Origin of the sequence: Kitasatospora sp. NPDC048722 (assembly GCF_040650235.1) — a bacterium.
Lineage (GTDB): Bacteria > Actinomycetota > Actinomycetes > Streptomycetales > Streptomycetaceae > Kitasatospora.
Genome location: NZ_JBEZGX010000017.1, coordinates 141164 through 147163 on the forward strand (window position 1 = coordinate 141164; position 6000 = coordinate 147163).

Annotated in this window: 5 protein-coding genes; 3 read left to right on the forward strand and 2 right to left on the reverse strand. The window is 69.4% G+C overall.

Annotation, left to right across the window (positions count from 1 at the left end; translation table 11 throughout):
- Positions 1–35 precede the first annotated feature (35 nt).
- Positions 36–635 (reverse strand): ABC-three component system protein, encoded by a 600-nt coding sequence (locus AB0C76_RS15535; protein WP_359964726.1) that lies wholly within the window; start codon positions 633–635, stop codon positions 36–38.
- Between AB0C76_RS15535 and AB0C76_RS15540 the strand changes: the two genes are divergently transcribed.
- From AB0C76_RS15540 to AB0C76_RS15550, 3 genes are all read left to right on the forward strand, one after another.
- Positions 606–1133: an ATP-binding protein gene (locus tag AB0C76_RS15540; RefSeq protein WP_359964728.1), complete on the forward strand. Its 528-nt coding sequence runs from the start codon at positions 606–608 to the stop codon at positions 1131–1133. The genes AB0C76_RS15535 and AB0C76_RS15540 overlap by 30 nt on opposite strands.
- 213 nt (positions 1134–1346) lie before the next feature.
- Complete coding sequence (locus AB0C76_RS15545; RefSeq protein ID WP_359964730.1) at positions 1347–3311, forward strand: helix-turn-helix transcriptional regulator; 1965 nt, start codon at positions 1347–1349, stop codon at positions 3309–3311.
- A gap of 2 nt (positions 3312–3313) precedes the next feature.
- Entirely contained in the window at positions 3314–3946 is a 633-nt protein-coding gene (locus tag AB0C76_RS15550) for a hypothetical protein (RefSeq protein ID WP_359964732.1), read from the forward strand.
- A 338-nt stretch (positions 3947–4284) separates the two neighbouring features.
- On the opposite strand, the gene AB0C76_RS15555 is transcribed toward AB0C76_RS15550, so the two are convergent.
- Positions 4285–4458, reverse strand: coding sequence for a hypothetical protein (locus AB0C76_RS15555; RefSeq protein ID WP_359964733.1), 174 nt, complete (start codon positions 4456–4458; stop codon positions 4285–4287).
- Positions 4459–6000: the final 1542 nt, after the last annotated feature.

A 6000-nucleotide genomic window follows, 5' to 3' on the forward strand; every position in this document is an offset into this window, starting at 1 on the left:
CCGGATTGAACAGGCCGCGCTCCTCGCGGCTGAGATCACGCTCGGCCATCAGCGGCTCCCGCCGGCTCCAGCAGAGCCGCCAGCCGGGCGGAGAAGTCCGGATGCCAGCCGACCCGCAGCTTATCCGCGAGCATCTGGTACGACCCCTTGACGACGAACACCTCTTCGCAGCCGGTGCGGATCCGGATCCGGGCCTCGCGGTCGACCCACCGGTAGATCAGCTTGGCCTCACGCTTCATCTCTTCCTCGGTGGCCTCGTCGCCGAGGTCTTCGCGCATCTCGGCGAAGCGCAACTGCCACTCCTCCACGAGCCTGCGCTCGTACGCGCCGATCTCCCCGGCGCGCAGCAGGTTCTCGTTCGCCCAGCGGGAGCGCTGGGCGAAGGCCTTCACCCAGTCCCGAACCGCGTAGCCGATCCGCTCCGCACCCACGTCGATCAGCCGGAGCTGATGGACGAACACCTTCTCGGCGGCATCGGCAGCGGCCGGGGCCGCAGCCGTGAGCGCGGCGATATCGGGGTCGATCGGCAGATTGTGTTCACCGCCCTCCAGTACGCCCTCTCCCTCCTGCCCGCAGGACCCGCCGTACGCCGGATTCCGGTACCCGTGGGAGCGACAGTTGCCCACCTGCGCCACGCCATCGCCGAGGCGCTCGCCCTCACCGTGCGCTACGCCAATCGGCGAAGCGACACCGACCACAAGATCGCGGCGGCCCTGCAGACACCGCACCTGCTGGTCCTCGACGACGCGCAGCGCCTGCCGGCACCATGCCTGGAGTACCTGTGCCGCCTGGTCCAGGACCCCGATACCCCAACCACCCTGGTCCTGGTCGGAACAGCTGGCACCGAGGCCGTACGACGCGTCCCGGAACTGGCCTCCCGCGTCCTGGCCCGCTGCCGCATCCCTCCACTGACGCCGGCCCAGGCCCTGACCGTACTCCCGGCGTTCCACCCCCTATGGGCACGGATACCGCCACGCGAACTCGCGCGAACCGACGACCAGGGAGCCCAAGGGAACTTCCGCACCTACGCCCAGCTCACCGCGCACATCATCGACACCGTACTGACCGACGCACTCGCCTGCTCCGGCAGCGCCCTGCTCCACAGGGCATGGCACCGCCTCAAGGGCGCATGAGCGGAGCGCCGAAACCCGGGGCACCCGCCCCCCGAGGGCACCGACCATCAGGGCAGCCCCCGCTGACATCTCCTGCGGAAACCGTCACCCGCAGGCACTGGTGCGGCCCGCCGTATCGCCAGGCGTCAATGAGCCGGTCACTCAACCACCCAGTCCGGCGACCCTATCCATGCTTAATGGAAAAATCCCATCTGGGATTGATAGAGTGCTTGCATGACGCTCAGTACGTTGGAGACACTGCGGCTCACCGTCGCCGCGCTGCGACAGCGCACGGGGGAGAACCAGCGCGAGCTGGCCGCCGCACTCGGGCTGACCCAGGACAAGGTCAGCCGCCGTCAGTCCGGCGCCCAGCCCTGGTCCCTGGATGAAGTCGACGCCCTTGCCCGCCACTGGGGCATGGGACCACTCGACCTGCTCGCCGGGCCCACCCACGCCGCGCAGTCGATGACCTGGCCCCCCGGCACCGCCGCCCCGCCACCGGCCGTCGAGACGATGCCAGCCACCTTCGCGGCCGCCGCCCCCGAGACCATGCCTTCTGCGCCCGCGGAGGCAGCGCAGCAGCACTCGCCTCGGCGGCCGGCACCCCGCCGCCGTACCGGCTTCTACACGCCCATGACCCCCCTGCCAGACGGCTGGACTCGTCCCGGCGAGCGCGACACCCAGATCGACGCCGCGCCGACCGGCGAGGCCGAGCAGCCCCCGCTCGCCCCCGCCGAGGCTGCGGCGGCCGAGCAACAGCCACTGCCCACCGACGCCCTCCCCACCGACATGCCCAGCCGGGACTACGACCGGGGCCCGGACGGCCAGCCCGTCGCGCACCCACCGGTGCCATGCGAGCAGTGCGGGCGCCCGGTGTCCCACCGGATCGGCGGGCGCGCGCTCCACCTCGGCGGCTGGTGCGCCCCCGCGGCTGCAGACACCTCGGCCGCCGGCCTCCTCCAGACAGGCCCGGCCGAGGCGGTCGCTTCAACCGTCCAGGCCGCCACCATCGACCAAGACCAGGGCGCCGTGGCTGAGCAGCAACTGCCCGCCGCCCCATCGCAGACGGCCGCAGCCTCGGCAGTCGAGGACGCTCCGGCGCCACCCACCGCCAACTCCCCGGCTGCTGCGCCCGATTCGGCCGCCGACCGCGCCACCAGGCACGGTTCGGGGCCGTCCGCCCGGGCGAGGGAGTACGCCGGTACGGGCAGGGAGCTGGGCTTCTACCTCGACATGATCGCCTCGGCGGTGGAAGAGGCCCTCGACAAGCACAAAGGCGACGTCGACGCCGCTTCCGCAGCTCTGGAAAAGCAGGCGATTCCGAACGCCATGGAATTGTTCGACAAGACACGCGCCAACGCCGTTTATGAGCACACAGCCTACCCGGAGAGGCTCGAATTCCTTTCCAAGAAATCACGGAACAGCGTCGACGAGATCTGGGAGGGCCGCCACAAATGGGAGAACAGTGAGCTGATGAAGCAGCTCAAGGCCGGCACCCTCGCCGAGATCGCGGTGGACGTCCTGGACACCAACGCCGCGTACTGCAGCGCACTCAAGACCCACCTGCCGATCGGCGCGCTCCAGCACCGCCCCGAAGGCGGCTGGGACCCCAAGCGCTCCGGCATTTACCTGCTCCCCGCCCGCCCGACCTGGGAGCACCCCCACCTGCCGGACCCGATCGGCAACCGCCGAGAAGCCGGGCCGGTCCTCCTCGATGAGGCCACCGTGCGCCTGCTCATCCGCGCCCACAAGCTCGGCCTGGCCGAGGCCCCGCACATCACCGAAGCCTGGACGAGCGGCTCCAGCGAGAGCCTGCTGGAGAAATTCCGACGCGTCCTCACCACCGCCCGCGAAAACGCCATCCACGACGGCGACACCGTCACCGAGAAGTACGTCAAGGCGATGTACGCGAAATTCGCCTCCACCATCGGAGAATCCTCGTTCAACCGGGACATCCGCCGACCGGACTGGATGCACATCATCCGCTCGCAGGCATTCGCGAACCTCTGGTACAAATCCCACCGCGCCCACAAGGCCGGACTGACGATCGTCAGCCTCCAGGGAACCGACGAGCTGCACGTCACCGGGGGAGAATGGCGGAAGTCCAAGGGCGGTGTTTTCGAAGAGGGCCGTCTGACGACGCATCTGAAACTCAAGGACCACTACACCCTGCCCCGCACCCGGAATCGGAGCGCCTAATAGTGTCGACGGACGGATGGAAGAACTTCGGCCGCTACGGCGCCGACCTCGACCCCGGAAACGTCCACGGGAAGATCGCCCTCGGCCGCGCCCTGGAAGACGTCATCGAACGGATGATCCTGGAAGGCGGCATCAAGTCGCCGCCGTCGACCCGCCGAGGCCTGATGGCCCGCATGCGCTACCTGATGGACCACAGGGGCGGCCGTGAAGCCCTCACCGAGGCCCTCGCCGACGCTGGCAGCACCGCGAACGCCGCCACCATCCGCGCCTGGGCTAAAGGCGTCCGCCGCCCCCGTCCCGTCAACCTGGAGGCCATCGACACTGCCTACTGGACGCTGCGCGCCCGCAACATCCTCGCCAACCCGTCCATCCTCAAGGACCACCTGAACCGCGGCGGGCGCGGCACCCGCATCGAGATCCACCCCATCAACCAGGACGTCGTCGAGGAACCCCGCCGCCGCGACAACCTGCACGTGCGCAGCTTCCAGGTCCGCTACGTCTGGGACGAGGCCGTCGACGCCCTGAACACCGGCGACGCCAACGCCCTGGAGGACATCTGGGACGACATCATCAGCGAACTCGACTCCGACTGGGGCGCCTACACCTACGTCTCCCACATCGGCCTCGGCGCCTGACACAAGGCGGCCAAGGACCCCAGGCCGTCGCCACCGCGGTGGAAGACGCGGTGCGCAAGACCAGGATGAAGTACGACGGCCGCCTCTATGGCGGCACCGGCCTGTACCGGATCGTGCGCGCAGACGAGGATCCCCTGGCGCTGGATGAGCAGGTCGGCACGCAGCAGGCCCCCGCGCCCGAGAAGGCGGCGCGAGGGCCTGCTGCACATCACCGCGAGGACGGTGTCCTGGCCGTCGTCCCGGCCGCAGGCCTCCGGCGGCGCCTCGGCCTGCTCGTCGCCGGGGCCGTGCCCACCACCGGCTGGCGGTGGGGGACGTCCGCGCCCCCCCGGGTCTCGCTACGCCACCACTTGGTGAAGGCCGAGCGCAGTGAGCCCCGCCGCGCTGAGCGCGGCCAGCGGTCCTGCGAGGGCGAAGACGACCGTCCCAGCCACAAATGCCCCGAGGAGTATGAGCGCCCACCGGTGGGACAGTCGCTCGGGCTGCTCGGCTGGGGTTGTACGGTTGGCCATGTAAGACTCCTAGTTGAGATGAGCTCTTCGAGTTGGAGCGGCCCCGGCTGGACCCCGGGGCCGTTCGCGTGTCCGCGAACGGCGATGCCGCCGAACCCCCGGCGGGGGCCCACAACGGTCATACCTAGGCACTCCTGTACCTCCGATCCCCAGCCAGGGACCGGCCACCGATAGCCGGAACCCGCCCGACAGGAAGTCAATCCAGTGGCTACGAAGGCCAGCTGAATGCCTGAGGCCGACCATAGGGGTTGCGCTCCCGGGAGCGGTAGCTGAGCCAGGCCCGACAGGCCTCTGACCAGCGCTTTAGCGTGCAACGGCCGTTGTACAACACCGGCCGGAGGCCACCGCTTTGACCAGCAGCAACAGCCGTCGCTCCGCGCCCGCCGAGGCAACGTTTGTGATCTCTGCCACACGGTGTTGTTTCGGGTGGTCGGCGCGGGTGAGGTGGACTGGGGCGACCGGCAGACCCTGCGCTTCAACTCGACGGACCGCGCCTTGGTGCCAGGCGTGGGTGACGTCACGGCCTCTCGCCGCCGCCATCTCCGGGCCGCCCGAACACCGTCTTAGGCCGCGCCAGAGCCCCCGCTGCCCCTCGGTCCTGTTGGTCCCTCAGGGGCGCTCCTGGTGCTGCCCGTCGCCGGCCTGGTCGTGCTGGCTGTGCCGGGTCTGCTCGCTTGATGGGCGGCGTGTGGGTTGCGGTGGTGGTGCGCCGCCGGTTTTCAGTGGCCGGGTGGTGGTTGTTGCTGGTCAGTGCTTTGTGTCGCTGAACGGTGGTGTCGTAAGCCGGTGAAGTTCTGACGTCGCTCGTGACGGCGGCGGTGCGGCACGGACGCCGACGTGGCTGTTCGGTGTTTATGGGGGTTTTCTATGGCGGGTTTTATGGGGTATTTCCATGGCCCCGAGGGATGGTGGTTGTAGTGGAATTTCACGTCACATCGTCAACGATGCTGCGGGGCCTGCTTGGTCGGAACTCGCCGGGAGCATGGTGGTTGTGGCAGGATTCGCTGACGGTGGCACTCTGATACAGCGTCGGGTGCATTGTTCAGGCATTTCCCCGGCCGGTGACTGGCGGCATGGGTCCAGACCACTGCGAGAGGTCTGGACCACTCACTGATTGTGAGGGTCGGGGCGGGGGAAGGTTGCGCCGCCAGCCGTGGTGGTGACAGAATGCGATGGCGGATGGGGAGGCCGGCGAGCCGTCAGCCGGTCGACCGGGGGAAGCCGAGGCAGGACCCCACCCCCTCCCTCCAGTCAGCCCGGCGCACGGAGTGCGCCAAAACCCCTACTGACCAGCAGAAATACCCACGAAGGCCAGCCAGAAACCGGCCCGGGAGAGCCCGGGGTGGAGCCCCGACCATCCCCCGGGGCCACCTCGACGGCAGACCCGAGGCCCCGCCGGCCAGCGGCACGGACGCGCCGCCGCTACTCTCCGCTACTGCGCCCCGGAGGGGCGCCGCAACGCTCCGTCACGTTAGTGACGGCGCGCCGTCTGCTCCGCAGACATGACGCGCCGCACGAAGGTGTGCATCAGGATCCGGTCGA